Source organism: Sulfitobacter sp. UBA4523, from assembly GCF_002388305.1.
Taxonomy (GTDB): domain Bacteria; phylum Pseudomonadota; class Alphaproteobacteria; order Rhodobacterales; family Rhodobacteraceae; genus Sulfitobacter; species Sulfitobacter pontiacus.
The window spans coordinates 17,235-41,563 of record NZ_DGMH01000032.1 but is presented as its reverse complement, the minus strand read 5'-3'; the positions used below and the strand labels follow the sequence as shown (position 1 = coordinate 41,563).

Annotated in this window: 24 protein-coding genes and 1 tRNA gene; 11 read left to right on the top strand and 14 right to left on the bottom strand. The window is 62.2% G+C overall.

Features of this window, described 5'->3' with window-relative positions:
- On the bottom strand, positions 1 to 827 hold an 827-nt coding region (locus B3849_RS08205; RefSeq protein ID WP_286780008.1), incomplete at its 3' end, for a radical SAM protein.
- Between the two features lie 64 nt (positions 828 to 891).
- Here B3849_RS08205 and B3849_RS08200 point away from each other — a divergent pair.
- Positions 892 to 2,835, top strand: coding sequence for an AsmA family protein (locus B3849_RS08200; protein WP_278425832.1), 1,944 nt, complete (start codon positions 892 to 894; stop codon positions 2,833 to 2,835).
- A 169-nt stretch (positions 2,836 to 3,004) separates the two neighbouring features.
- Complete coding sequence (trpB, locus tag B3849_RS08195) at positions 3,005 to 4,231, top strand: tryptophan synthase subunit beta (RefSeq protein WP_005851582.1); 1,227 nt, start codon at positions 3,005 to 3,007, stop codon at positions 4,229 to 4,231.
- Between the two features lie 75 nt (positions 4,232 to 4,306).
- Here trpB and B3849_RS08190 read toward each other — a convergent pair whose 3' ends face one another.
- The 8 genes from B3849_RS08190 to trpA all read right to left on the bottom strand — a co-directional run bounded on the left by B3849_RS08190 (position 4,307) and on the right by trpA (position 11,370).
- A complete protein-coding gene (locus B3849_RS08190; protein ID WP_278425847.1) occupies positions 4,307 to 4,858 on the bottom strand; it encodes a DUF4893 domain-containing protein in 552 nt (183 codons plus the stop codon).
- Positions 4,859 to 4,899: 41 nt separating this feature from the next.
- Complete coding sequence (locus tag B3849_RS08185) at positions 4,900 to 5,289, bottom strand: DUF2237 family protein (protein ID WP_278425831.1); 390 nt, start codon at positions 5,287 to 5,289, stop codon at positions 4,900 to 4,902.
- The gene (locus tag B3849_RS08180) at positions 5,286 to 6,458 is read right to left on the bottom strand and encodes a serine hydrolase domain-containing protein (protein ID WP_278425830.1); all 1,173 of its coding nucleotides are present in this window, start codon (positions 6,456 to 6,458) and stop codon (positions 5,286 to 5,288) included. Before B3849_RS08180 ends, B3849_RS08185 begins: the two co-directional genes overlap by 4 nt.
- Before the next feature lie 67 nt (positions 6,459 to 6,525).
- Positions 6,526 to 7,560, bottom strand: coding sequence for a DUF2332 domain-containing protein (locus tag B3849_RS08175; protein WP_278425829.1), 1,035 nt, complete (start codon positions 7,558 to 7,560; stop codon positions 6,526 to 6,528).
- Positions 7,557 to 8,288, bottom strand: coding sequence for an aminoacyl-tRNA hydrolase (gene pth / locus B3849_RS08170; protein WP_278425828.1), 732 nt, complete (start codon positions 8,286 to 8,288; stop codon positions 7,557 to 7,559). Before pth ends, B3849_RS08175 begins: the two co-directional genes overlap by 4 nt.
- 152 nt (positions 8,289 to 8,440) lie before the next feature.
- Positions 8,441 to 9,088, bottom strand: coding sequence for a 50S ribosomal protein L25/general stress protein Ctc (locus B3849_RS08165; RefSeq protein ID WP_005851594.1), 648 nt, complete (start codon positions 9,086 to 9,088; stop codon positions 8,441 to 8,443).
- A gap of 226 nt (positions 9,089 to 9,314) precedes the next feature.
- Positions 9,315 to 10,481: an alpha-hydroxy acid oxidase gene (locus tag B3849_RS08160; protein ID WP_278425827.1), complete on the bottom strand. Its 1,167-nt coding sequence runs from the start codon at positions 10,479 to 10,481 to the stop codon at positions 9,315 to 9,317.
- 97 nt (positions 10,482 to 10,578) lie between these two features.
- A complete protein-coding gene (trpA, locus tag B3849_RS08155; protein WP_286780007.1) occupies positions 10,579 to 11,370 on the bottom strand; it encodes a tryptophan synthase subunit alpha in 792 nt (263 codons plus the stop codon).
- Positions 11,371 to 11,547: 177 nt separating this feature from the next.
- On the opposite strand from trpA, the gene B3849_RS08150 reads away from it, so the two are divergent.
- The 4 genes from B3849_RS08150 to B3849_RS08135 all read left to right on the top strand — a co-directional run bounded on the left by B3849_RS08150 (position 11,548) and on the right by B3849_RS08135 (position 14,129).
- Positions 11,548 to 11,739: a hypothetical protein gene (locus B3849_RS08150; protein WP_005851599.1), complete on the top strand. Its 192-nt coding sequence runs from the start codon at positions 11,548 to 11,550 to the stop codon at positions 11,737 to 11,739.
- Positions 11,740 to 11,798: 59 nt separating this feature from the next.
- Positions 11,799 to 12,896, top strand: coding sequence for a redox-regulated ATPase YchF (gene ychF, locus B3849_RS08145; protein ID WP_005851601.1), 1,098 nt, complete (start codon positions 11,799 to 11,801; stop codon positions 12,894 to 12,896).
- Positions 12,897 to 13,150: 254 nt separating this feature from the next.
- Positions 13,151 to 13,240 (top strand) — tRNA-Ser (locus B3849_RS08140).
- A 181-nt stretch (positions 13,241 to 13,421) separates the two neighbouring features.
- Complete coding sequence (locus B3849_RS08135) at positions 13,422 to 14,129, top strand: SDR family oxidoreductase (RefSeq protein ID WP_278425824.1); 708 nt, start codon at positions 13,422 to 13,424, stop codon at positions 14,127 to 14,129.
- 107 nt (positions 14,130 to 14,236) lie between these two features.
- Here the strand turns inward: B3849_RS08135 and B3849_RS08130 are convergent, their stop codons facing one another.
- Positions 14,237 to 15,073, bottom strand: coding sequence for an NAD-dependent epimerase/dehydratase family protein (locus tag B3849_RS08130; protein WP_278425846.1), 837 nt, complete (start codon positions 15,071 to 15,073; stop codon positions 14,237 to 14,239).
- A gap of 102 nt (positions 15,074 to 15,175) precedes the next feature.
- Positions 15,176 to 16,378, bottom strand: a complete 1,203-nt coding sequence (locus B3849_RS08125; protein ID WP_286780006.1) for an NAD(P)/FAD-dependent oxidoreductase — start codon at positions 16,376 to 16,378, stop codon at positions 15,176 to 15,178.
- Between the two features lie 305 nt (positions 16,379 to 16,683).
- On the opposite strand from B3849_RS08125, the gene B3849_RS08120 reads away from it, so the two are divergent.
- The 4 genes from B3849_RS08120 to B3849_RS08105 all read left to right on the top strand — a co-directional run bounded on the left by B3849_RS08120 (position 16,684) and on the right by B3849_RS08105 (position 19,199).
- Positions 16,684 to 17,226, top strand: a complete 543-nt coding sequence (locus tag B3849_RS08120) for a sigma-70 family RNA polymerase sigma factor (RefSeq protein ID WP_005851609.1) — start codon at positions 16,684 to 16,686, stop codon at positions 17,224 to 17,226.
- A complete protein-coding gene (locus B3849_RS08115; RefSeq protein WP_286780005.1) occupies positions 17,223 to 17,918 on the top strand; it encodes an anti-sigma factor in 696 nt (231 codons plus the stop codon). The genes B3849_RS08120 and B3849_RS08115 overlap by 4 nt, the downstream gene beginning before the upstream one ends.
- A 397-nt stretch (positions 17,919 to 18,315) precedes the next feature.
- The gene (msrB, locus tag B3849_RS08110) at positions 18,316 to 18,810 is read left to right on the top strand and encodes a peptide-methionine (R)-S-oxide reductase MsrB (RefSeq protein WP_005851613.1); all 495 of its coding nucleotides are present in this window, start codon (positions 18,316 to 18,318) and stop codon (positions 18,808 to 18,810) included.
- On the top strand, positions 18,810 to 19,199 hold the full coding sequence (locus B3849_RS08105) for a DoxX family protein (RefSeq protein ID WP_278425820.1): 390 nt from the start codon (positions 18,810 to 18,812) through the stop codon (positions 19,197 to 19,199). The genes msrB and B3849_RS08105 overlap by 1 nt, the downstream gene beginning before the upstream one ends.
- Here the strand turns inward: B3849_RS08105 and hrpB are convergent.
- A complete protein-coding gene (gene hrpB / locus B3849_RS08100; RefSeq protein ID WP_278425819.1) occupies positions 19,173 to 21,587 on the bottom strand; it encodes an ATP-dependent helicase HrpB in 2,415 nt (804 codons plus the stop codon). The genes B3849_RS08105 and hrpB overlap by 27 nt on opposite strands.
- Positions 21,588 to 21,696: 109 nt before the next feature.
- Here hrpB and meaB point away from each other — a divergent pair, with 109 nt between their 5' ends.
- The gene (gene meaB, locus B3849_RS08095; protein ID WP_286780004.1) at positions 21,697 to 22,668 is read left to right on the top strand and encodes a methylmalonyl Co-A mutase-associated GTPase MeaB; all 972 of its coding nucleotides are present in this window, start codon (positions 21,697 to 21,699) and stop codon (positions 22,666 to 22,668) included.
- Here the strand turns inward: meaB and B3849_RS08090 are convergent.
- Positions 22,665 to 23,612 carry a tyrosine recombinase XerC gene (locus B3849_RS08090; protein WP_278425817.1) on the bottom strand — a complete coding sequence of 316 codons (948 nt, stop codon included), beginning with the start codon at positions 23,610 to 23,612 and terminating at the stop codon, positions 22,665 to 22,667. The genes meaB and B3849_RS08090 overlap by 4 nt on opposite strands.
- Positions 23,609 to 24,316 (bottom strand): DUF484 family protein, encoded by a 708-nt coding sequence (locus B3849_RS08085; protein ID WP_005851624.1) that lies wholly within the window; start codon positions 24,314 to 24,316, stop codon positions 23,609 to 23,611. Before B3849_RS08085 ends, B3849_RS08090 begins: the two co-directional genes overlap by 4 nt.
- Positions 24,317 to 24,329: the final 13 nt, after the last annotated feature.

Sequence of the window (24,329 nt, the reverse complement as noted above, 5' to 3'; positions counted from 1 at the left end):
ATGTCGAGATAGGGCAGCACCAGACCTTCGGCCATCAGCGGGATCAGTTTGCGCACATGGGGGTAGGGGTAGATGTAATGCAGCCGTACCCACGCCCCGAGCGACCCCAGATCACGCGCCAGATCGGTGATATGTGCGCGGTGGCCACGGTCTTCGGCATGTTTGATATCGACGCCGTAGGCCGAGGTATCCTGAGAGATCACCAGCAGCTCGTTCACGCCGTTCTGCACCAGCTTTTCAGCCTCGCGCAGGATCGCATGGGCAGGGCGCGACTGCAGGCGGCCGCGCATGTCGGGGATGATGCAGAACTTGCACTTGTGGTTACAGCCTTCCGAGATCTTCAGATAGCTGTAGTGGCGCGGCGTCAGGCTGACGGCCTGCGCGGGCAGCAGATCAATAAACGGATCGGGCGAAGGCGGCACGGCCCCATGCACCGCGTCCAGCACCTGTTCATATTGGTGCGGGCCGGTGACGGCCAGAATACGCGGGTGATGTTCGCGGATATAATCCGGCTCGGCCCCGAGGCAGCCGGTCACGATCACCTTGCCATTTTCGTTCAGCGCCTCGCCAATCGCGTCAAGGCTTTCGGCCTTGGCGGAATCAAGGAACCCGCAGGTGTTCACAATCACCGCATCCGCCCCGGCGTAATCCGGCGACACGCCGTAGCCTTCGGCGCGCAGGCGCGTCAAAATCCGTTCGCTGTCGACCAGCGCCTTGGGGCAGCCCAGCGATACCATGCCGATGGTCGGCTGGCCGGGGCGGGACGGATTGCTGATCTGGGCCTTTGGCGCAAGATCGGGGCGTAGATTTGGTGGGTTTGTGCTCATGAACTGCGCTATAAGCCATGCAAAGGGTCTGGGAAAGGCCCCGCATCAGGCAAGGAGACGGGCGATGAAGTGGATTATTCGGGCAATTGGCATACTGCTGCTGATTTTGGTGGTCGCGGTGGGGTCGCTGTTCTTGCTGCCCGCCGACCGTATTGCGCGAATCGCGGCGGACCAGCTGCGCAACCTGACAGGGCGCGAGGTCACGATCACGGGCGATGTGGGGTTGACCTTCTGGCCGGTGCTGGGGGTGACCGCAGGCGGGCTCGAGGTCGGGAATGCCGATTGGGCCAAGGATGGGGCGATGCTCTCGGCCGCCAATGCCGCCATCGGGGTTGATGCGATGGCGCTGATCCGGGGCGAGATCAAGATCACCAACATTGAAGCACAAAGCCCCACCATCCGGCTGGAGCAACGCCGCGACGGGCGCGCCAGCTGGCAGTTCAGCGACGGCGGCGGCGAGGCAGTCATCGAGACCGCTCCGACCGCGCCTGCGCGCAGCCCGCGCCCGCTGACGATCCAGCGGCTCAATATCACCGACGCCACGTTGATCTATGATGCCGAGGGCAGCGATCTGGTGCGATTTGACGGTGTGGACCTGTCGCTCGACTGGCCCGAACGGGCGGGCGATGCGGTGATCAAGGCCGCCCTGCGCCCCGCGGCCGATCGCGTGTCGATCGAGGCGACGATCAACCGGTTTGATCAATTCCTGAACGGCGATATCCGCCCGTTGCGTGCCCGTGTGGACACCAAAGGCGGCGGCGTCTCGCTGACCGGGAGGGCGGGGCTGACCGGCGCTGTCGCGGGGGATCTCTGGCTCAAGACGTCGGACACAGGGCGTTTTCTGGCAGCGCTCGGGGTGGGTGACATCGCACTGCCGCAGGGCTTGGGAAAGACGGCGGATATCAACCTTGATCTGACCCTGACGCCCGACCGGCGCTTGGCCCTGCGCGAGGTGGTGGCCGATCTGGGCGGGAACGTCCTGACCGGTGCGGCGGATATCACGCTGAACGGCACGCCCGATGTGAACGCGCAGATCAACGTCGGCGCGCTGGACCTGACCGGCTTTGCAGGCAGCGCCCCCAGTGGCACCGCGCCCGCGTCCAGCACCCCCGCGCCAGCGTCCCCGACAGGGTGGTCGAAAGCGCCGATTGATGCGTCCGCGCTTTCCGCCTTCAACGGCGAGGTCGCGCTGCGCGCAGATAGCATTGATCTGGGCACGCTAAGCTTGGGCGCAACGCGGGTGTTACTGCGCAACGACCGTTCGCGTCTGGTCGCCGAACTGCGCGAGATCAGGGCCTATGCCGGTGTGATCAGTGGCGAATTCGTGGTCAACAACCGCAACGGCCTGTCGGTGGGCGGGGCGCTGAACGCGACCTCCATCGCCATGCAGCCTTTGCTGCAACAGACCGCAGGGCTGGGCCGGTTCCACGGTACCGGCGATGCAGAGGTATCCTTCCTCGGGTCCGGCGCATCGCTGGACGCGATCATGCGGTCGCTTAGCGGATCGGGCGCGGTGAATGTTGGGCGTGGGCATATCGAGGGGATCGACCTTGATGCGCTGATGGGCAATTTCGACGTCGAGGGTGGCACGACGGTCTTCGATTCCCTTGCCGCGACATTCGACATGGATCAAGGCGTGCTGCGCAACGACGACCTGCTGATGCAGCTGCCGAACTTTACCGCCACGGGCACAGGGCAGGTGGGGCTGGGGGCGCAAACGCTGGATTATACCGTCACGCCCAAGGCACTGCGGGTGAACGGCGATCGGGGGCTGGCCATTCCGGTGCGCATCTTCGGGCCGTGGGCCGCACCGCAGATCAAGCCGGATTTGCAGGCGGCGCTGGACATGAACTTTGCCAAGGAAAAGGAACAGGCCCGCCAAAAGCTGAACGAAAAGCTGGAGGAGGAACTGGGCGTATCGCGGCAGGACGGGCAATCGGTTGAGGATGCGGTGAAACAAAAGGTAGAGGACGAGCTGCGGCGCGGGCTGTTCAAGATCTTTGACTAGCGGCGCGCCACGCGGGCGGTGTATTTCTAAAACCTCAGTTTGGAAAATTGCAATTTTCCGTGGCGTTTTACGGGCGAGGGGCGGTACGGGCCCTTCGCCGCGCCCACCCCGTCTTTACCTGTCGCGGCGGGGGCGTTAAGGCTGGTCGCCAAGCGCAAGGAGCACCTCCATGGACAATGATCTTTTCAACTCTTTCATGACCGGACCTGACGAGAATGGCCGCTTTGGCGATTTCGGGGGGCGGTTTGTGTCGGAAACCCTGATGCCGCTGATCCTCGAACTGGAAGCGGAATATGAAAAGGCCAAGACGGACGACAGCTTTTGGGCCGAGATGGACGACCTGTGGACCCACTATGTCGGTCGCCCCAGCCCGCTGTATTTCGCAGAGCGTCTGACCGAACATCTGGGCGGTGCCAAGGTTTACATGAAGCGCGACGAGCTGAACCACACCGGCGCGCATAAGATCAACAATGTGTTGGGCCAGATCATTCTGGCGCGGCGCATGGGCAAGAAACGGATCATCGCGGAAACCGGTGCGGGCCAGCACGGTGTGGCGACGGCCACCGTTTGTGCCAAGTTCGGTCTGCAATGCGTTGTCTATATGGGCGCGCATGATGTTGAACGTCAGGCCCCCAACGTCTTCCGCATGCGTCTGCTGGGTGCCGAAGTGATCCCCGTAACCTCGGGCCGTGGGACGCTGAAAGACGCGATGAACGACGCGCTGCGCGATTGGGTCACCAATGTGCGCGACACATTCTATTGCATCGGCACGGTCGCAGGGCCGCACCCCTATCCGGCGATGGTCCGCGACTTTCAGGCGATCATCGGCAAGGAAGTGCGCGAACAGATGGACGCCGCCGAAGGCCGTCTGCCCGACACGCTGGTCGCCGCGATCGGTGGCGGGTCGAACGCGATGGGGCTGTTCTATCCGTTCCTTGATGACAAGGACGTCAATATCATCGGCGTCGAAGCTGGCGGCAAGGGCGTGAACGAAAAGATGGAGCATTGCGCGTCACTGACCGGTGGCCGCCCCGGCGTGCTGCACGGTAACCGTACCTATCTGTTGCAGGACGACGACGGTCAGATCCTTGAAGGCTTCTCTATCTCGGCCGGTCTGGATTACCCCGGTATCGGGCCTGAACATTCCTGGCTGCACGACATTGGCCGCGCACAATATGTGTCGATCACCGATAAAGAGGCGCTTGAGGCATTCCAACTGAGCTGCGCGCTTGAAGGGATCATTCCTGCGCTCGAACCCAGCCACGCGCTGGCGCATGTGATGAAGATCGCGCCAGAGCTGCCCAAGGATCACATCATCTGCATGAACATGTGTGGGCGCGGCGACAAAGACATTTTCACCGTCGCCAAGGCGCTTGGTTTTGACATGAAGGTCTGAGGATCAGACGAAAGCCTAGACACTGACGATTACGAAGGGGGCGGCGCATCGCCCCCTTTTCTTTTGGCGTTGGCCCTATCGGGTCAGCTCTAGGATATCAAAGTCGCTTTCGACCACCGGCGCGGGAAACATCAGCCGCGCCCGCTGGTTGCTGACACGTTCGAACACCGCGACATCGGGTTGCAGGGTGCCATCTCCGGCAAAACCGGGTGGCAGGGCGTCGTAAGCGGGCGGCACCTCTCCCGCGACATAGCCAACGCCTGCATAGACCGCGCGCCCGTCTCGCAGCGTGATGACCCCCGTGGTGCGCTGCGACCCGCTGAGCTTTTCAAACAGATACCCGTTGCCCTGAAACGTCAGGCGGCATTTGAACGGGCTATAGACCACAAGAGCGGGCAGCCCGCCTAGTTTCATCGTGCGGCAGGACCAATCGCCGGCCAGCCCCTCGTCAAAGGCAACTTGCGGCGTGCCGGACAACGCGCGCGACAGGGCGGCCAAATCATCCGCGCTGCCGCTTTGAAACGCTTGCAGCAGGGCATCGCCCGCCGTGGCCTCGAACCGGTCGAGGCGGAGCTGCTCTTGCGGGCGCAGGGCGTCTTGGGCGATGGCTGGGGCGGCGCAAAGCACTGCGGTCAAGGTCGTAGTCAGGGCAGCAGTCAGGCGCAGCATCAGTCTGCCCCGCCGTTCGGGCGCAGGGCATGGGCCTGCAGGATATTCAGCGGCACGATATCCAAGGCGCGCTGATGGGTTGCCTCAAGATGCACCTTTGGCGCGCAGCCCTCGTCCGCCGCTTGCAAGAAACGCCCCGCACAAAGACACCACGGATCGCCCGCCGACAGTCCGGCAAAGCCGAATTCGGGGCGCGGTGTGCTGAGGTCGTTGCCGACATATTTGGAATAGGCCAGGAATTCGGCCGTCATGATCGCGCAGACCGTGTGGCTGCCCTGATCGGCGGCACAGGTGTTGCACGACCCGTCGCGGAAAAAGCCCGTGACGGGGTCGCTGCCACAGACGGCCAGCGGGCCGCCCAGAATATTGATGCTGTCGTCAGGTGTCATGTGCCCCCCAAGGCTGCGCTGATCTGGCGGAAGATGGCGATGTTCTGATCGCTGACCCCGGTATCGCGGAACTTGCGGTCGGCGGCATTGGTCGCGATCACCACCCCGTCAGCGCGGTTGATGTAGATATACTGACCATACACACCGCGGGCCATGAATTCACCCTCTGTCGCGCCTTGGGGAATCCACCACTGATAGCCATAGCCGATCTGCCCCTCTGCCGTCGGGGCCGATGGTGCGGTAGAGGCGGCGACCCAGTCTGCCGGTACAATCTGCTGACCGTTGTAGCGACCTTTTTGCAGGAACATCTGCCCCATGCGGGCGTAATCGCGGGTCGTCAGGTTCAGCCCGCCCAAGACAAAGGCGACACCCGCGCCGTCCGTCACGTAATAGGGCGCGTGCTCCAGCCCCATGGGGGTGATGACCTTTTCCGACAAAAGATCGGTGACGGACCGGCCTGTTGCCCCCCGAACGACCATGCCGATGACATGGGTGTCGATCGACACATACTGCCACTGGCTGCCGGGCGTGGTGAAAGTGTCTTTCAGGCTTGCGGTGAAATCGTCCAGCTCTCCGCCAAGGGCGAGGGCGCGGCCCATCTTGTTGATGTCGGAATCCGGGTCGAGGTAATCTTCGTCGAAGGTAACCCCGCTGGCCATGTTAAGCACGTTGCGCAGCGTCGCCCCGTCATAGGCGGTGCCTTTCAGCTTGGGCGCGTAGGTCGTGACGGGGTCGTCAAGCGATGCAATCGCCCCTTCGTCCAGCAGGATACCCACAAGCGCGGAAAGGTAGCTTTTGGCGACAGACCAGCTGATCCGCAGATCATCGGGCTGGGTGCCTTTAAAGTAGTTCTCATAGACAATCTGACCGTCTTTCAGCACGACCAATGCTGTCACATCCCGCGCCTTGATCCAGTCGTTGACCTCGGCAGGGGGGGCGTATTCGGGTCCATAAGACAGCTCTGCCGTGGGGCCATCACCGCGCGACAGGGGTTTGGACAGGAAGGCCTCGTCCATATGGCTGAAGTTATGCACGATCTTGTCTTCTGCAAAGAGCGAGTTCACCGCGAGCAGCCGCGTGATCTCTTCGCGCTTCCACAGGCCGACAACGACCACAGCCACCACCAGAGCCAGTAAAATACGGCCCAGCCATTTCCCGAATGTGCGCATGAAATCCTCCCTGATATGCGGGGATACCCAAGCACGAAGGCTGCGGTGGTGCCAGATAAACTTGGCGTCAGCCGGTGTAGGTCCAATCGATCCAGCGACCGTGGAAATCGACCCGCGCCAAGGGCAGGGTGATGTCACCGGGCCAGAGCCTGAGCGTCAGCGCGGCCCCCTTGAGGCCCGATCCGTCCTGCTCCATAGACAGCCATGCCAGCGGGCGGTTGCGCGTGGCGCGTTTGCCAGCTGCCTCGATCAACGCCTTGCCACGGGCCTGTGCCGCTTTGGGGAAATACTGCCACGCGACGGTGTGCTGGATCAGGTGCAGGCACCCTTCGGGGGATTGGGGCAGGGTGCGGGCCAGCCAGTCAATCGCATCGCCGCGTTGCACCTGCGCCGTCATGACAGAGGCCGCGGTCCGCGTCAGTGTCAGGCGTTCGGGTTGGTCCGCCCAGATATAGGACATCAGCCGCAACAGGTGGTCGGGCCGCGTCGGGTCCAGCGGGTTCAGATCAACGCCGCGACGTTTTTCGACCTGCGGGTTGATCGCCGGTGGCAGTTTGCCGGTCCAGTCAGGCGACAGCAGGATTGTGGACATGTTCGACCCGAAGCGATGCCCCTCGATCTCGAGGACGAAGTGGTCCCACATCAGGTTGAGCCCGCCGCTGGCCCCGAGTTCGGACAGGTGGATCGGCAGGTTGAAATGCTGCGCCGCGACGCGGGCCCCGGCGATCAACGCGGCAGAGCGGCGGACCTCGTTCGTTTGCGGCGCGCTGTCGGTCCAATCAAGCAAGAAGGCTTCATGCGTTGTGATCGCGTCGCGCACGGCCTCTGACAGGGCTTGGTCGCTCGCCTTGTGCGGGGGGTAAACGGCCATCAGCGCAGGCGCTTTGCGTTTCAATACCAGCGCATGCAGCCCGCCCGCGATGCGCAGGGGAAGGGACGCGCCCGACGGGCCGATATCCCCTTCGATCGCCGCAAATTTACGGCCAAGGGCTGTGTCGGCGGGCCAGTCCCGCGCCAGCACGCCCATCAACTGCCCCATGAAGGGAGACCCAAGTGCGATGCAATGCCCGGCTTGCTCTTCAAAGGCTTCTCGCAGTGTCACTTGAACCGGTCCAACAGTTTTTGCATGGCGCTGCGGTCGTCGGTCTGGGGGGCGGGCTCTGCCTTGGGCTGCGTTGGGGCCGGCTGCGCGGGCTTTGGCGCAGCGGCTTGAGCGTTGGCCGCAGTGCCCGCGGGTTTCTTGGTGCCCGTGCCGGATCGTGGCGGGGCAACACGCAGGGCCACGGCGTTCATGAACTTGGCCGTATCGCCGCGCGCCAGGTCCGCAGCACCGTCGCTGATCCCGCGCAATACGTCATCCAGCCACGCCTGCTCTGCTTTGGCAAAGTCGCGCAGGACATAGCCCGGTACGGCGTCCTTATGCCCCGGATGGCCTACGCCAAGGCGCACACGGTCATAGTCGGGACCGATATGCGCATGGATCGACCGCAAGCCATTGTGCCCCGCATGCCCGCCGCCGGTCTTACATTTTACCTTGCCGGGGGCGAGGTCGATTTCGTCGTGCAGAACGATCACATCTGCCGGTTCAAGCTTGTGAAACCGCATGGCCGATTGCACCGACTGACCAGAGTTGTTCATGAATGTCTCGGGCTTGAGCAAGACCACGCGGTCCGCGCCAAAGCGCCCTTCGATCGTTAGCCCGTTGTGCTTGGTCTTCCATGCGGCAAAGCCGTGGTCCTGCGCGATGCGGTCCAGCGCCATAAAGCCGATGTTATGCCGGTTGCCCGCGTATTTGGCACCCGGATTGCCAAGCCCTACGATCAGTTTCATGCGGACCCCTTCAAGTGGATAAAAACGTTTGTTTGGCCAAGGATAGCAGACCGCGCGGCCAAACGAAATAACGCCCCAACGAAAAACGGGGCCGCCCATGGCGACCCCGTCTCGACCCATCCGCACCCGCAGGCGCGACGGATATATCGGTATCAGTCTTCTTTGACTTCTGTTGCGGGCACTTCGTCTGCTGCAACATCTTCGTCTTCATCATCGTCCTGGCTGGCCAGACCGGAGGGCGCGGAAATCTGCGCGATCACGAAGTCACGGTCGATGACCGGCTTGGTGCCGTTTGGCAGCTTCACGCTCGAGATGGTGAGGCTGTCGCCGATTTCCAGTTCGGAAACGTCGATTGTGATGTGATCAGGGATATCGCCTGCGGTCACAACCAGTTCAACTTCGGGACGTACCAGCGTCAGAACGCCGCCTTTTTTCAGGCCGGGGCTGACTTCTTCGCCTTCGACTTCAACCTGGATGAAGAGGTTGATTTTGGTGGTGCGCTTCAAACGCATCAGGTCGACGTGCGTTGGCAGGTCTTTAACAACGTGACGCTGAACGTCGCGGCAGATGACGCGGACGTCTTCTTGGCCTTCAACCTTGAGGTTGAACAGGGTCGCCTTGAAGCGGCCTGCGCGCAGTTTGGTCAGCAGCTTGTTAAAGTCCAGGTTAATCGGCAGCGGATCAAGGTCACCACCGAATACGATACCAGGAACCATGCCGTCGCGGCGTGCCTGACGAGCGGCGCCCTTGCCTGTCCCCGTGCGTTCGAAAGCTTCAAGATCAGGAATCTCTCCAGCCATTGTAATCTCCAATATGTTTAGGGCGGACATCCTCCAAGGCTGTATGTCCGCGTGAAGCCGCGCGTATAGACGGGTTTGGGCGTTTGGGAAAGACTAAAACGCCGCTTTTGCGCAAGTTGGCCTTGGTTTGCGACCTATGCGGGGCGGGGCAGGGGCTGCGCGCAGGGTTTTCGCCCGCCCTGACATATCAGCCAAGGCGGGCGTATCATGCGAAGAAGGCGCAGCCTCAGGGCTGCCAGTCGCCTTCAAAACCTTTTGGAATAAGCAGGTTATGCTTGCCCAAACCCGCGACAGAGGTTTCACCGCAAAGCGCCATGGACAGGTCGAGCTCCTTATGGATGACCTCAAGCGCCGAGGTAACCCCGGCCTGACCCATCGCGCCAAGCCCGTAGATGAAGGCGCGCCCGATATAGGTGCCCTTGGCCCCCATCGCCATCGCCTTGAGCACGTCCTGACCGGACCTGATTCCACTGTCCAGATGGACTTCGATCTGGTCGCCCACGGCCTCCAGGATCGACGGCAGCGCCCGGATAGAGCTGATCGCCCCGTCCAACTGGCGCCCGCCGTGGTTGCTGACGATGATCGCATCCGCCCCGACTTTCAGCGCCATCCGTGCATCGTCGGCGTCAAGAATACCCTTGAGGATAACCTTGCCGCCCCATTGCTCTTTCAGCTTGGCGATCTTGCCCCAATCGAGCGTGGGGTCGAATTGCTCTGCCGTCCATGCGCCGAGGTTGGCTGTGTCGTCGACGCCGTGCACATGGCCCACGATATTGCCAAAGCTGCGCCGCTTGGCCCCCATCATGCCGATGCCCCAGCTCCATTTGGTTGCCAGATTGGCGAGCGTTTTGACGGTCAGCTTGGGCGGGGCAGAGAGGCCGTTCTTCAGATCCTTGTGGCGCTGGCCGAGGATTTGCAGATCAAGCGTGATGACAAGGGCCGAGCATTTGGCATCCTTGGCGCGCTGGATCAGTCGCGCGACATAGTCATCGTCGCGCATGGTATAAAGCTGGAACCAGAATGGTTTCGTCGTCGCCTCTGCCACATCCTCGATCGAATTGATGGACATGGTCGACAGGGTGAAGGGCACGCCAAAGGCTTCGGCGGCGCGGGCGGCTTTGATCTCTCCGTCGGCGTGCTGCATGCCGGTCAGCCCGACAGGGGCCAGTGCCACAGGCATCGCCACATCCTGCCCGATCATCTGCGTCTTGGTGCTGCGCCCGCTCATATCCACGGCGACGCGCTGGCGCAGGCGGATCTGTTCAAAATCGGTCGTGTTCTCGCGAAAGGTCTGCTCTGTCCAGCTGCCCGATTCCGCGTAGTCATAGAACATCCGCGGCACGCGGCGTTCATGCAGGCGCTTGAGGTCGTCGATGGTGGTGATCACGGGCATGGTGGCAAGTTCCTATGTATTGGTCAGATGATCTAACCAATACGGCCCGTTGAAATCAATTGCTTTACGCCACGACATCGGGCGTCGGGCGGGGCGCTCAGGCCCGATGCGCACCATCCGACAGGGTTTTGACAAAGCTCAGCACGTCTTCGACAGGCAGCCCATCTGCGATTTTCGACACGATGGCAGAGCCGACAACAACCCCATCAGCAACGCTTGCAATGGCTTCGGCCTTGGCGGGGGTGTTCACGCCGAACCCGACAATGACGGGCAGGCCGCTGGCCTTCTGGATGCGCTCAACTTCGGGGGCGACATCGCCCGCATCCGCTTCGGCAGAGCCGGTGATGCCGGTGATCGACACATAATACACAAAGCCCGAGGTGTTCTGCACAACCCGCGGTAGACGTTTGTCATCGGTCGTAGGGGTCGCAAGGCGGATGAAGTTCATACCGGCGGCTTGCGCGGGCAGGCACAGCTCGGCGTCTTCTTCCGGTGGCAGGTCCACGACGATCAGCCCGTCCACGCCGGCCTTCTTGGCCGCCTCTAGGAAGTTATCCACGCCTTTGGAATAGATCGGGTTGTAATAGCCCATCAGCACGATCGGGGTCGTGTCATCCTGTTCGCGGAACGCCGCGGCAAGCGCCAGCGTCTTGTCCAGCGTCATCCCGCCTTCAAGCGCGCGCTGTCCCGCCAGCTGAATGGCAGAGCCATCGGCCATCGGATCGGTAAACGGCAGCCCCAGTTCGATAATATCGACGCCCGCGCCAGGCAGGCCGCGCACTACCTCGAGCGACGTGTCAAAGTCGGGATCGCCTGCCATCACATAGGCGACAAAGGCTTTCTTGCCTTGGGATTTGAGGTCAGCGAATTTGGCGTCGATACGTGTCATGAGGGCGGCCTTTTTACGTTACCCTGCTGCAATGCCGAATATATCACGGGAAATCAATCCAACTCCGCCGGTGGGCTCGGGCGATTTTCCGAAAAACAGGGGGCAAAGACACTGTATTTATGCAGGTGTGCATAACATAGTCCTTTAAATCCCGCCGCCGGTGCCTACATTTATCGCATGAATTATGTACTCGCCCTGCTGTTGCCGCCGCTTTCCATCCTGCTGACAGGACGGATCTTCACGGCGATTATCGTCTTCCTGATCTGGATTCCGGCCGTGATTTTTTCGGGCGGGTTGACCCATCCGATGTTCATCGTGCTCGCATGGATCCTGATTTACCAGACGCACGAGGACCGACGCCTGCGCTAAGACTTGCGCAAAGGCGGCCAAAACCCTAGGACAACGCCAACTTATAAAGGATGCTTGTCATGGGCTTTAAGATGGGAATCGTGGGTCTGCCGAATGTCGGCAAGTCGACCCTCTTCAACGCGTTGACCAAAACAGCGGCAGCGCAGGCGGCCAATTTTCCGTTCTGCACAATCGAACCGAACGTCGGTGAAGTCGCGGTGCCGGATTCGCGCCTGGATAAACTCGCGGCGATTGCGGGCTCCAAGCAGATTATCCCGACGCGGATGACCTTTGTGGATATCGCAGGGTTGGTCAAAGGTGCGTCCAAAGGGGAAGGTCTGGGCAACCAGTTCCTGGCCAATATCCGCGAGACGGACGCGATCGCCCATGTGCTGCGCTGCTTTGAAGACGGCGATGTGACCCACGTCGAAGGGCGCGTGGACCCCGTGGCCGACGCCGAGACCATCGATACAGAACTGATGCTTGCCGATCTGGAAAGCATCGAAAAACGCCGTGCCGGTCTGGTCCGCAAGATCAAGGGCAACGACAAGGACGCAGCGCAGCAAGACCGTCTGCTGGCCGCCGCGCAAGAAGCCATCGAAAACGGCAAACCCGCGCGCACCGTGGAGGTCGACGCGGATGACGCAAAAGCCTGGCGCATGCTGCAATTGCTGACGACCAAGCCGGTGCTTTATGTCTGCAACGTCGGTGAATCCGAAGCGGCCGAGGGCAATGCCCTTTCTGCCAAAGTCGCGGAAATGGCCGCGGCGCAGGGCAATAGTCATGTCGTGATCTCAGCCCAGATCGAGGAAGAAATCAGCCAGCTGGAGCCCGAAGAGGCCAGTATGTTTCTGGACGAGATGGGGCTAGAGGAAGCCGGGCTTGATCGGTTGATCCGCGCGGGCTACGAGCTGCTGCACCTTGAGACATACTTCACCGTCGGCCCGAAAGAGGCCCGCGCCTGGACGATCAAGGCTGGCACCTCTGCGCCGAAAGCCGCAGGCGTGATCCACGGTGATTTTGAAAAAGGCTTCATCCGCGCCGAAACCATCGCCTATGACGATTTCGTGGCTTTGGGCGGTGAAGGCCCCGCCAAGGAAGCCGGCAAGATGCGCGCCGAGGGCAAAAGCTACACCGTCAAAGACGGTGACGTGCTGCATTTCCTGTTCAACACCTGATCCAATCCGGCGGGCCGCTTTCCAGGCGGCCCGCCGATCTGGCGCGCGAGCAGCACCTCCCGCTGCCATCGCCCCACGGCTCTGCCCGCCTTCGCCCTCGACCTACGGATGCCCCCGGCCCGCGCCGCGCGCATAGCGCCGCAAGCCGTATCCCGCCCCCGATATCCTCCGCTATCCCCGCGATCCCGACATTCCCGGTATTTTCTGAGATTACCGCTTGTGCCCCATGCGTTTTCTTGGATATACGAGTCGACGGAGACGTGGCCGAGTGGTCGAAGGCGCTCCCCTGCTAAGGGAGTAGGCCCGGAAGGGTCTCGAGGGTTCGAATCCCTTCGTCTCCGCCATACACCTAGACATTTATCTACATACTGATCAGGTGTTGCGCGGCCCGAGATGGGGCGCGACGTTGCGCTTGGCTTTCCCCTCCGACAGTTTCGCCGCCACCCGCCTTTTGCAAACCGTGCGCCCATGCTTTCGCGAGGAAAGGAGGTGGGGTAGAGGGGGTGTAATACTCAGGAGCGGATCATGGAATTAAAGAACAAGCGTATCATCGTCACTGGTGGCAGTGATGGTATCGGGCGGCATATTTGCCTTAAACTCGCGGCAGTAGGGACGCGTCTGGCCATTCTGGGGCGCGATGCTGACCGTCTGGCTGCGGTAGAGGCTGAATGTATCGCCGCTGGAGCCAGCGAAGCGATCGGCATTGCGTGTGATATCCAGAACCCGGATGCGATCAGCGGGGCGGTGGAGCAGGTGACAGCTGCATTTGGCGGGCTGGATATTCTGATCAACAATGCGGGCATCTGGCACAAAACCGGTCCGCTGGATGAGATCCCGCCGCAGCTTTTGCAGGCGACCGTGCAGACCAACCTGACGGGTTTGATGCAGATCACGCAAGCCGCCATTCCGGCGCTGCGGGCGAATGACGAGGGGATCATTCTGAATGTCGTCTCCAAGTCCGGCGTCGTCGCGCAGGCCGGGCAATCTGTCTATACCGCCACGAAATACGGGGTGCGTGGCTTTACCGAGGTGCTGAAAGCGGACGAGGAAAACACCGGCGTGCGCGTGGGCGGAGTTTACCAGTCGGGGACAAACACGGGGATGTTCAGCAAGGCGGGGGAGGATGTGCCCAACCATATCTTTACCGAGCCCGACGATCTGGCGGATGTGGTAGTCTTTGTGCTCTCGCGGCCGCCGAAACTGTGGATCCACGATATCCGCATCGAATTGTGAGCCGCGGGCGCATCTGTCGCGCCCGCTGGCAAGACGGGTGCCAGTCCAAACATCGCGTCACGTGAAACATGGGGGCGGGGGTAAAGCCCCGCCCCGCCCTCAAGGCATCAGGTGGTTTTCTTGTCGTTGACGATGTTCATCGACGCCACGCCGCTTTCGCCGAGGTCGACCGCGGCAAAGGGGCCACCGTGGTGCATTTGGCCGGGGTCTTTCAGATCGACCGGTGGTGCTTCGGCAAGGATCTTCTCGGCGAACTGCTCTGCGTTGTCTTTCGGGCGATAGCCGAGGAAGGACGCTTTGGCATTGTCCACCGGCGCGCGGTCGTTGTTGGACACGCCGTAGACGACGCTGAAGCCGACCGATGGGGTATCGATGGCGCGGGTGACCAGTTGGATCAGATCGTCATAGGACAGCCACGATCCCAAGGCGCGGGTGTTGTTGACCTGCGCGCAGCTGAGGATGCGCAGGCACACGGCCTCTAGCCCGCGTTTGTCCCAATACATGGACGCAAGGTCTTCGCTAAAGCATTTGGCGAGGCCGTAGAATGTATCGGGCTTGTGGGGCGCGTCGATGCCGATGAAGTCGGATTTCTTGTGCATGCCCACGGCGTGGATGGAGGACGCATAGACGACCCGTTGAAGCCCGTGCTGATAGGCGGCTTCCCATACGTTGTAAGATCCGACGAAATTCGGGCCCAGCAGTTCCTCGAAGGGTTTTTCGTCGACGATGGCACCGAAGTGGACAATCATATCGGCACCCTCCAGCAACGGCGCGATCTGGTCATAGACGGCGACATCGGCCTTGGCGTAGCTTTCGCCTTCATAGAGCTTGCCGATGTCATCGACAATGTCGGTGCTGACCAGTTCTTGGCACATCTTGGACAGGGGTTCACGCAGGTAGGACCCAAGCCGCCCTGCGGCCCCCGTCAGAACCAGTTTCTTCATCATGTCGTTTTCCTTCCACTATCGTTTTGCGAGGCCAAGCAAGGCTGCGCGCCCGCACAAAGGGGTGTTGCCTGGCATGGGTATGTCATCGGGGCAGGGGGATCAAATCACCGCCTTTTCAATCAACGATTGGTTTTCCTCGATCCGGCGGTAGGCGTAGGGGCCTAGGTCCAACGTGCGGTATGCGCCATAGGCGATCCATTCAGCGATGCCACGGCCAAGGGCGGGTGCCTGTTGCAGCCCGTGACCGGAAAACCCGTTCAGGCACAGGAAATTCTCGACCACACTGTGCGGGCCGACAATCGCGTTCTGGTCCAGCGTGTTGTAATCGTAGTGCCCGACCCATTCGTTGATCACCTTGACCTGATCGAACTGCGGGACGCGGGTGGCGATGGCGGGCCACACCTTGTCCTCCCAAAGGCTGTGGTCAAAGGCAAAGTCATCATAGGCGACCGCAGGATCTTCGCGCGGGGGGCAGCCCGCCATGTAGTATTTCCCTTCGGTCCTGAAATGCACCCCCGACGGGTCGATTGTCAGCGGCAGGTCGCGGTCCAGCGGTTTGGCGGCATCGAACACAAAGGTATAGCGTTTGCGCGGCTCGACCGGGAGGGTGATGCCGGCCATGCCCGCCGTCGCGGCCGCCCGCGGGCCAGAGGCGTTGACCACCGTCCCGCAGGCCACCGTCGCGCCGGATTTCAGCGTGACATGGGTGACGGATGTGCCATCGGCGGCTTTGGTCATCGCGGTCACTTCGTCGTGCAGGTATTCCACCCCGTTGCGGCGAGCCATGCGCTTGAACCAGTCAAACATGGTGCCGCCGTCGAAATAGCCTTCGTCCACACGGTTGTGGTTGGCGGCAATGATGCCATCAAGCTGATAGAACGGGTAGGCGGCAGCGACCTCGGCGGCGGTCATGTGTTGCGTGCCCGCCCCCAGTGCCACCTGTATCTGCTGGTTCTGTTGCAGCGTCTGCGCAAACTCTGGCGTGTCCGCGAGGTAGAGATAGCCAAAGCTTTGCAGCGCCAGATGCGGCACCTCTGGATCATCGCCCATAAACCGACGGAAGTTCTTGATAAACTCGGCCCCGAACTGCGACACCTTCACGTTGATGGCCGAGCTGAACTGCTGGCGGATGCAACTGTTGGTATGGCTTGTGGCGGCGTATTCATAGGTGGGGTCACGTTCGACCACCAGAACCTTGCCGTCAAAACCGGCCATCTGGGTCAGCCACCATGCGACCGACGATCCAAAGATCGCGCCACCGATAATGACAACGTCATAGGTGCTGTGATTGGGCTGCGGCATCGCGATACTCCTTCCACATATGGGCCACATAGGGGCCAGACAGACGGGATGCCGTGCAGCGGTGTACAACAGGGCAGCCCTGCCACGACTAAACGCGCAACACCGGCCCCCGTCCATAGCTTGTGAACGCGGGGGGCCATTTCCGCGCCCGCTTGCCGCGCGATAGATTACCCATTGGCCAACGCGATGCGCGTGGGTTACACAAAGTTGTCCAATGACAACGCTTTGCTGGACAAATGTAGTGAGTGCCGTAGGTTTCGGTGTAACGCTGGAAACCCGTTCAGGTGGAGAAAAGGCCCGTGCAAATGGACCGACAAGAAATCGAAAACTTGATTGCCCGTGTCGCGTTGAAAGACCGCGCGGCGTTTGACCAGCTCTATGATCGTGTTTCTGCGAAACTTTTCGGGGTTTGTCTGCGTGTGTTGAACAAACGCGCCGCAGCAGAGGACGCCATGCAGGACAGTTTCGTCAAAATCTGGAACAATGCCGATAAGTATAATGCCAATGGCCTGAGCCCGATGACGTGGCTGATCACCATTGCGCGAAATACCTCTATCGACCGTCTGCGGGCCCGCAAAAAAGGCCATCAGGACGTGAATACGCCCGGTTTTGAACTTGTCTCCCCCGGTCCCACGCCCGAACAATACGCCGTTGCCTCGTCAGAGGCGTCGCGCCTGTCGGGCTGTCTTGATACGCTGGAAGAAGACCGTGGCAAAGCCATTCGGGGTGCCTATCTGGATGGCGAGACCTATTCCGATCTGGCTGAACGCTTTGGCGTGCCGCTGAATACGATGCGAACCTGGCTGCGCCGTGGCCTGATCGCCCTGCGGGAGTGTATGAGCCAATGACCCAAACGCCTGAAACACCCCATGATGATGATCTTCTGGCCGCCGAAATGGTGTTGGGCCTGTCGTCTGACGACGATATGATCGCGGCGCGTCATCGCATTGCGACTGAACGTGATTTCGCGGATCGCGTTGTGTTCTGGCAGGAACGCCTGACGGCCATGACCGACGGGATCGACCCCGTCTCGCCGCCCGCGCGCGTGAAGAAAAAGCTGATGGCGCAGGTCTTCCCCAAGCAGCGGGTTTCGATCCTGCAACGTTTGTGGCTCTGGCAGGGGGTGGCGATGGCATCGCTGCTGTTTGCGGGCTACCTTGGCGTGCAACTGCTTGAGATCAACACACGTCCGGGCGGCGATCAACCGACCGTTCTGGCGGCACAGCTGGTCAGCGACACCAGCCCGTTGCAAGTGTTGGCCGTGGTCGAACCGGTCAAGCACGAGATCGCGCTGCGCCGCGTTTCGGGCTCCGCGAACGAGGGGCGTGTGCTAGAACTTTGGGCGATCCTGCCCGATCAGGCTCCGGTTTCCTTGGGCGTTCTGCCCGACAGCGAGACGACGCGGATTCTTGTTCCGGCAGAGCTGCGCAGCCAGGCGGCACAGATCACGCTGGCGATTTCGGATGAACCCGTCGGCGGCTCGCCCACGGGGGCGCCTACGGGCGATGTCCTGGCCGCAGGGGCTATGTCTGAACTGTAATCCGGGTTTTATCGGGTTCGCTGACTTTTTACGCAAATGCTTCGCCCGCTTTCATGTGGGCGAAGTCTTTGTTTCTTAATGGTATTTGAGAAAGTTTAATAAAAACTTTGGTTTTTTGCGTTTTCGGTGAAACTTCTCGTTTTCTACTTCCGTGTATTTCCACAACTCAGGCCGACACTGGTTGCAAGCCCATGTCGCTGAGGGACCGTGCCGTGTTTTTGGCGCGGTTTGGTAACGAGTTTGTTGGCGTGGAACCATGCATTCCGCCAACGGGTTTATCCAGTATCGGCACCTCGCGTGCCTTGTAACGAGTACCGCCGGATGTCAGCGCGACGTCCGGCGGCCCTTTCAACAGACATCCAATCTATCCGCAGTACCGCAACCTTAAGGGGGCATTATGAAACGCCGGAATTTCCTGAAATGCACAACGATGACGATGGCGGCCTTGCCGTTTGGCGTAGGCGCGGCGGCGCAGGCCGGGACCGTGGCACAGGGCGACTTTGAAGTCAGCCGCACCCCTGCCGAATGGCGCGCGCAACTGGGCGATGACGCATATGCCGTCCTGCGCGAGGGGGATACCGAACGCGCATTTACCAGCCCGCTGAACGATGAGGTCCGCAAAGGCGTGTTCCACTGCAAGGGTTGTGATCAGGCCCTTTATAGTTCCGAGACCAAGTTCAAAAGCGGCACCGGCTGGCCAAGCTTCTTCGCCCCGCTGGACGATGCTGTCGAAACCATGCCGGACAAGGGGTTCTTTACCACGCGGACCGAGGTGCATTGCGACCGCTGCGGTGGCCATCTGGGCCATGTGTTCGATGATGGTCCTGCACCCACGGGCAAACGCCACTGTATTAACGGTTTGGCGATGACCTTTACGCCCGCCGCCGCCTGATGCAGCGGGTTGAGAGGATTGCGATTTACACGGGCCGCCTGCTTTTGGCGGCCCTTTTCGTCGCGGGATTTGTGCAAAAGCTCGTGGACCCTGCAGCGGCGCAGGGTTTGCTGTCGGATCGCGGATTGCCCGTGTTCCTCGTCTGGCCCGCGATGCTGTTCAACGGGGTGGCGGCGATCAGCCTGATCTTCGGTCTTTGGCTCGCCCCCATGAGCGCAGCACTCGCGCTTTATTGCATGGCAACGAGTATCTTCCACTTCATACCTGATGACCCGTGGCAGATGTCGATCTTTGTCAAGAACTGGGCGATTGCGGGCGGATTACTGGTACTCGCAGGGTACGCCGCGCGACATCGCGGGGCCTCAGGTGCCGTGGGGTTTGGCCCGTAGCGTCGGATCGGCCTGCGTCGGGTCTTCGGGCCAAGGGTGGCGCGGATAGCGGGCGCGCATGTCTTTGCGCACATCGGCATAGGACCCAGCCCAGAACCCCGGCAGATCGGTGGTCACCTGCACGGGGCGCTGTGCGGGGGACAGCAGCGTGATCTGCAAGGGCTGCCCTGCGATCATGGGGTGACGGGTAGTGCCAAAGACCTCTTGCAGGCGCAGGGCGATCTGGGGCTGCGTTTCGCTATAGTCAATCGCGATCTTGCGCCCCAGCGGCGTGGTGAAATGCGCAGGCGCGGCACGATCAAGTGCTTGCTGGTCGTCCCAGCTCAGCCGCGCGGTCAGGGCAGGCAGCAGGTCAAACGCCTTCCAGTCGGCGGTGCTGCGGACACCTGCCAGATGACCGGGCAACCAATCCTCCAAGGTCTCAAGCAGGTGATCCTCGCTGAAATCGGGGAAACCATCGCCCATCAGCCGTGCCCGTGCGAGAAACAGCGCCGCCGCTTTGCCGGGCATCAGTCCCAGCTGCCGCACCCCGTCGAGCATGGCCTGCGCTATGTCTTCGGCGGGGGCGTCTGACCACGCCCTGTCGTCCAGCACCAATGCGCCAAAACGTTCCTGCTGCCGCGCCAGCACGCGGCCCTCGCGGCGGGACCAGACGCAGAGTTTATGCCATCCGATTTGATCCGCGAAGCTTTCACGCAGATCGCTGTCGGACAGGCGCGCGGCTTGGCGCATGCGTGCTTCTCGCGGGTCGCCGTCAAGATCGGTCGCCACCAGCAAGCGTTCCCCCGCCAGCGGATCGCTCTCGGACAGGATCGCGCCTTTGCCGCCCGACATAACGTATCGCGGCGCGTCGCCCTTGCGCCGCAGCGCCACCCTATCGGGGTAGGCAAGGGCCGCCAGCACCCCCAGCGTATCGGGGCCGTCACCGGTTTGCCCTCTGGCCAGCCGTTTGGCGTCTTGCTTGATGCGTGAAAGGGCCGCGTGGTTGACCTCGGCCGGGACGCGCTTGCCCGCGACCGCATCAAGCCGCAGCGCCAGATCGACAGAGCCGCCGCGCAAGGGGTCACGCTCCGACAGGATCGCGGCCAGCGTCGGGGCGCTGCGCCCGCCTTTGGCGACCATATGCGCCAGACGGGGATGCAGCGGCATCTTCGTCAAGCTGCGGCCATGCTCTGTGATCCGACCCGTCGAATCCAGCGCCCCCAGCATGTGCAGCACGGCCTGCGCTTCGGCCAGACGGCCTGCATGAGGCGGGGTCACGAACTTCAGGTCATCGGCCTGCGCCCCCCAGACTGCCAGCTCTAACGCGAAGGCGCATAGATCGCCGGCCTCGATCTCGGCGGGGGGGTAGGCGGCCAGCGCGCCTTCCTCGCCGCGGGTCCAGAGTTTGAACGCGGCCCCTTCCGACACACGCCCCGCACGGCCCGCGCGCTGCGTCGCTTCGGCGCGGGTTACGCGGTCGGTGATCAGCCGCGACATACCAGAGGACGGATCGAACTGCGCCCGTCGCGCGCGGCCCCCGTCCACCACGATCTGCACCCCTTCGATGGTCAGCGAGGTTTCCGCGATAGAAGTCGCGAGCACGACCTTGCGCCCTGTTTTGGCCGGGGCAATCGCAGCGCGCTGCGCTTTGAAGTCCATCGCGCCGAACAGCGGGGCGAGCGTGCAATCGGCGGGCAGCCGTCCGGTCAGCGCGCTTTCAACCCGTCGGATTTCACCTTCGCCGGGCAGGAACACCAGCGCCGATCCGGGGGCGGTATCCAGCGCGTGCAACACCAGATCGGCGACTGCCTGCTCGAACCGTTGCTTGCCTACGGGCCGGTCCAGCCAATGGGGCGTCACCGGAAAGCTGCGCCCTTCGGAGGTGACCACCGGAGCCTGCATCAGGGCGGCGACGGGGGCGGCGTCCAGCGTGGCGGACATGGCGACGATCAACAGGTCATCGCGCAACGCTTCGGCCACCTCCAGGCAAAGCGCGAGGCCCAGATCCGCGTTCAGGGATCTTTCGTGGAATTCGTCAAAGATCACGGCGCCGACACCGGGCAGGTCGGGGTCGTCTTGCAGCATGCGGGTCAGAATGCCCTCGGTCACGACCTCGATACGGGTGGATTTGCTGACGGCGCTGGCACCGCGGACGCGAAAGCCCACGGTTTGCCCCGGTTCTTCGCCCAAGGTCGCAGCCATGCGTTCGGCAGCTGCACGCGCGGCAAGGCGGCGCGGTTCCAGCATCAGGATGCGGCCGTTGGTCAGCCCCGCGTCCAGCATCGCCAGAGGCACGCGCGTGGTCTTGCCCGCACCGGGGGGCGCTTGCAGCACAACACGGTCCTGGTCGCGCAGCGCGTCGATCACCTGCGGCATCACGTCATCAATGGGAAGGGTAAAAGCCATAGGCGTGGTTATGGGCGAAACCCAGCGCGGGGCCAAGACCCGGCCTGCGGTCTGGACATTTGCGCCGCCGGGATCGAAACATGGGCCAAAGGCGTGAGGGGCAGAACCAATGAACATCGACGATCTGGCAAAGGGTATCGCAGCAGGGGAGCGCCGCGCGCTGGCGCGGGGGATCACCTTGATCGAATCCGGTCGCGAGGATCACCGTGCGCAGGCGACAGAGCTGCTTGCCGCGCTGCCCAAGGGGCGCGAGGCGCTGCGGATCGGGTTGTCGGGGACGCCGGGGGTGGGGAAATCCACCTTTATCGAAAGCTTTGGCATGATGCTGATCGGGCGCGGGCTCAAGGTCGCGGTGCTCGCAATTGACCCGTCCTCTTCGCGTTCGGGCGGGTCGATCTTGGGGGATAAGACGCGGATGGACCTCTTGTCGCGCGAACGCGATGCTTTCATCCGCCCGTCGCCCAGCCAGACGCATCTGGGCGGCGTGGCCCGCCGCAGCGGTGAAGCGGTGACCCTGTGCGAGGCCGCAGGCTTTGACGTGGTACTGATCGAGACGGTCGGCGTCGGCCAGTCAGAGACGGTGGTGGCAGAGATGTCCGATGTTTTCATGCTGTTGCTGGCCCCCGCGGGCGGGGACGAGCTGCAAGGCGTCAAGCGCGGCATCATGGAGATGGCGGATATCATCGTGATCAATAAAGCCGATGGGGATCTGAAACCCGCCGCGTCGCGGACCTGTGCCGATTACGCGGGTGCCCTGCGGCTGCTGCGCAAACGGCCACAAGACCCCAAGGGGTTTCCCAAGGCGATGATGGTGTCAGCGCTGGAGGAAAACGGGCTGGACGAGGCATGGGCAGAGGTAGAGGCCCTGACCGAATGGCGCCGCGCCGAAGGGTTCTGGCAACATGCCCGTGCCGCACAAGCCCGCTATTGGTTTGAACAGGCGGTAAAGCAGGCGTTGCTTGCGCAGTTGGAAAAGCCCAAGGCTAAGGCCGCGTTGACCGAGCTTAGCGATCGTGTGGCACAGGGGCTGGCGGACCCCACCAAAGCCGCGCTGGATTTCGTCACCCAGCTGGACCGCTAACTGCCGCCGCCCGCCTTGGGGTGGGCGCGGTTATAGACATCCATCAGACGCGCGGTATCGACAGCCGTATAGGCCTGCGTGGTCGAGAGCGAGGCATGGCCCAAAAGCTCTTGGATCGCACGCAGATCGCCCCCCGCATCCAGTAGATGCGTGGCAAAGCTGTGGCGCAGCGCGTGGGGTGTGGCGCTGGCAGGCAGGCCAAGCTGCATCCGTGCATCCGCCATCACCTGCGATATCGCCCGCGCCGCCAAAGGCCCGCCGCGCATTGCGCGAAACAGCGGCGCATCCCGTTCCTTCCCAAAGGGGCAGACGCGCAGATAGGCACCCACGGCATCGCGCGCCGCAGGGAGCACGGGCACCACCCGTTCCTTGCCGCCCTTACCGATGATGCGCAGCACCTCGGGCAGGGGCGCGTCGGCCCCCTTGAGGCCAAGCGCTTCGGATATCCGCAGCCCGCACCCCCACAGCAGGGTCAGGACCGCCACATCCCGCGCGGCCACCCAGGCGTGACGCGACTGCATTTCCACGCTGTCGATCATCGCCTGAGCGGCATCAATCGCCAACGGGCGGGGCAGCTTTTTGGAAAACTTCGGCGATCTGGTCGACAGCACGGCGGTAGGCTCGAACCCCTCGCGCTCTGCCAGCCAGCGATAGAACGCCTTGACCGCGGACAGCTTACGCGCCATCGACCGTGGCCCGACATCCCCACTGCGGGTCTGCGCCATCCAGGCGCGCATGTCCGAGATGGTGATCTTTGACAGCGCGCCCAAGCCTTGGCTGTCGCCCTTGTGTAGCGTCATGAACGCAAGGAAATCGACCAGATCCCCCTGATAGGCGGTAAGCGTGTTCTGGGCAGCCCCTTTCAGGGCGCGTTGATGGTCCAGCCAGCTTTGCAGGGCGTCCCGCGCGGCGGGGCTGATCAAAAGCGCGTTTGCCCCGCTCAAGACAGCCAGCGGCGCATCGTCCGCTCGAACACGCCAGCGAAGAAGCCCAGCAGGTCGGTGCCCTGTTGCGGGCTGAACATATGCGGGTCTTCGGAGCCAAGGATCAGCAGGCCCGGCAAACGGCCCGCGCCAAAGTTCAGTTTCAGGCAGGCTTCCGACCGTATCCAATCCGCCGCGCCGCCGTAGATATGTTCGGGGCTGTGTTGCACACCGCGCAGGGTCACCTGACGCACCGTGCCGCCGCGCCCGTGCGACAGGTAGTCGTCGATAAAACCCGGTTCGGCGACGTTCAGCACATCGCCCAAGCGCTTGATCGCGGGATCGTCGTCATTCTCGGCAGATTCCAGCACCAGCCGCACAGCGTCGACCCGCAGGATATCGGCAACCTCGCCCCCGAGATCCTTGAGGAAGGGTTCGAAGTCCACAGGGTCAAGCATGCGCAGGATCGCGCGGTGGATCTGGTTGGTCCCCGCAAGGTTTTCATAAGCCGCGGCGATCACGTTGCGGTGCGTGTCCTCAAGCCGGTCCAGACGGGTTTCCAGCCGGTCCATGGCGATGCCGCGCAGATCGACAATATTGCCCCCCATCGCGCGTTCATTCGCGGCGATCAGGGCTTGCATCACGTCGTTGTCGTCAAGAATGACGTCGGGCTGTGAAATAATCGCTTCCCGAAGGGAATCTTCGATCTTGTGGTTACTGCTCATGCGGGTCTCTTTT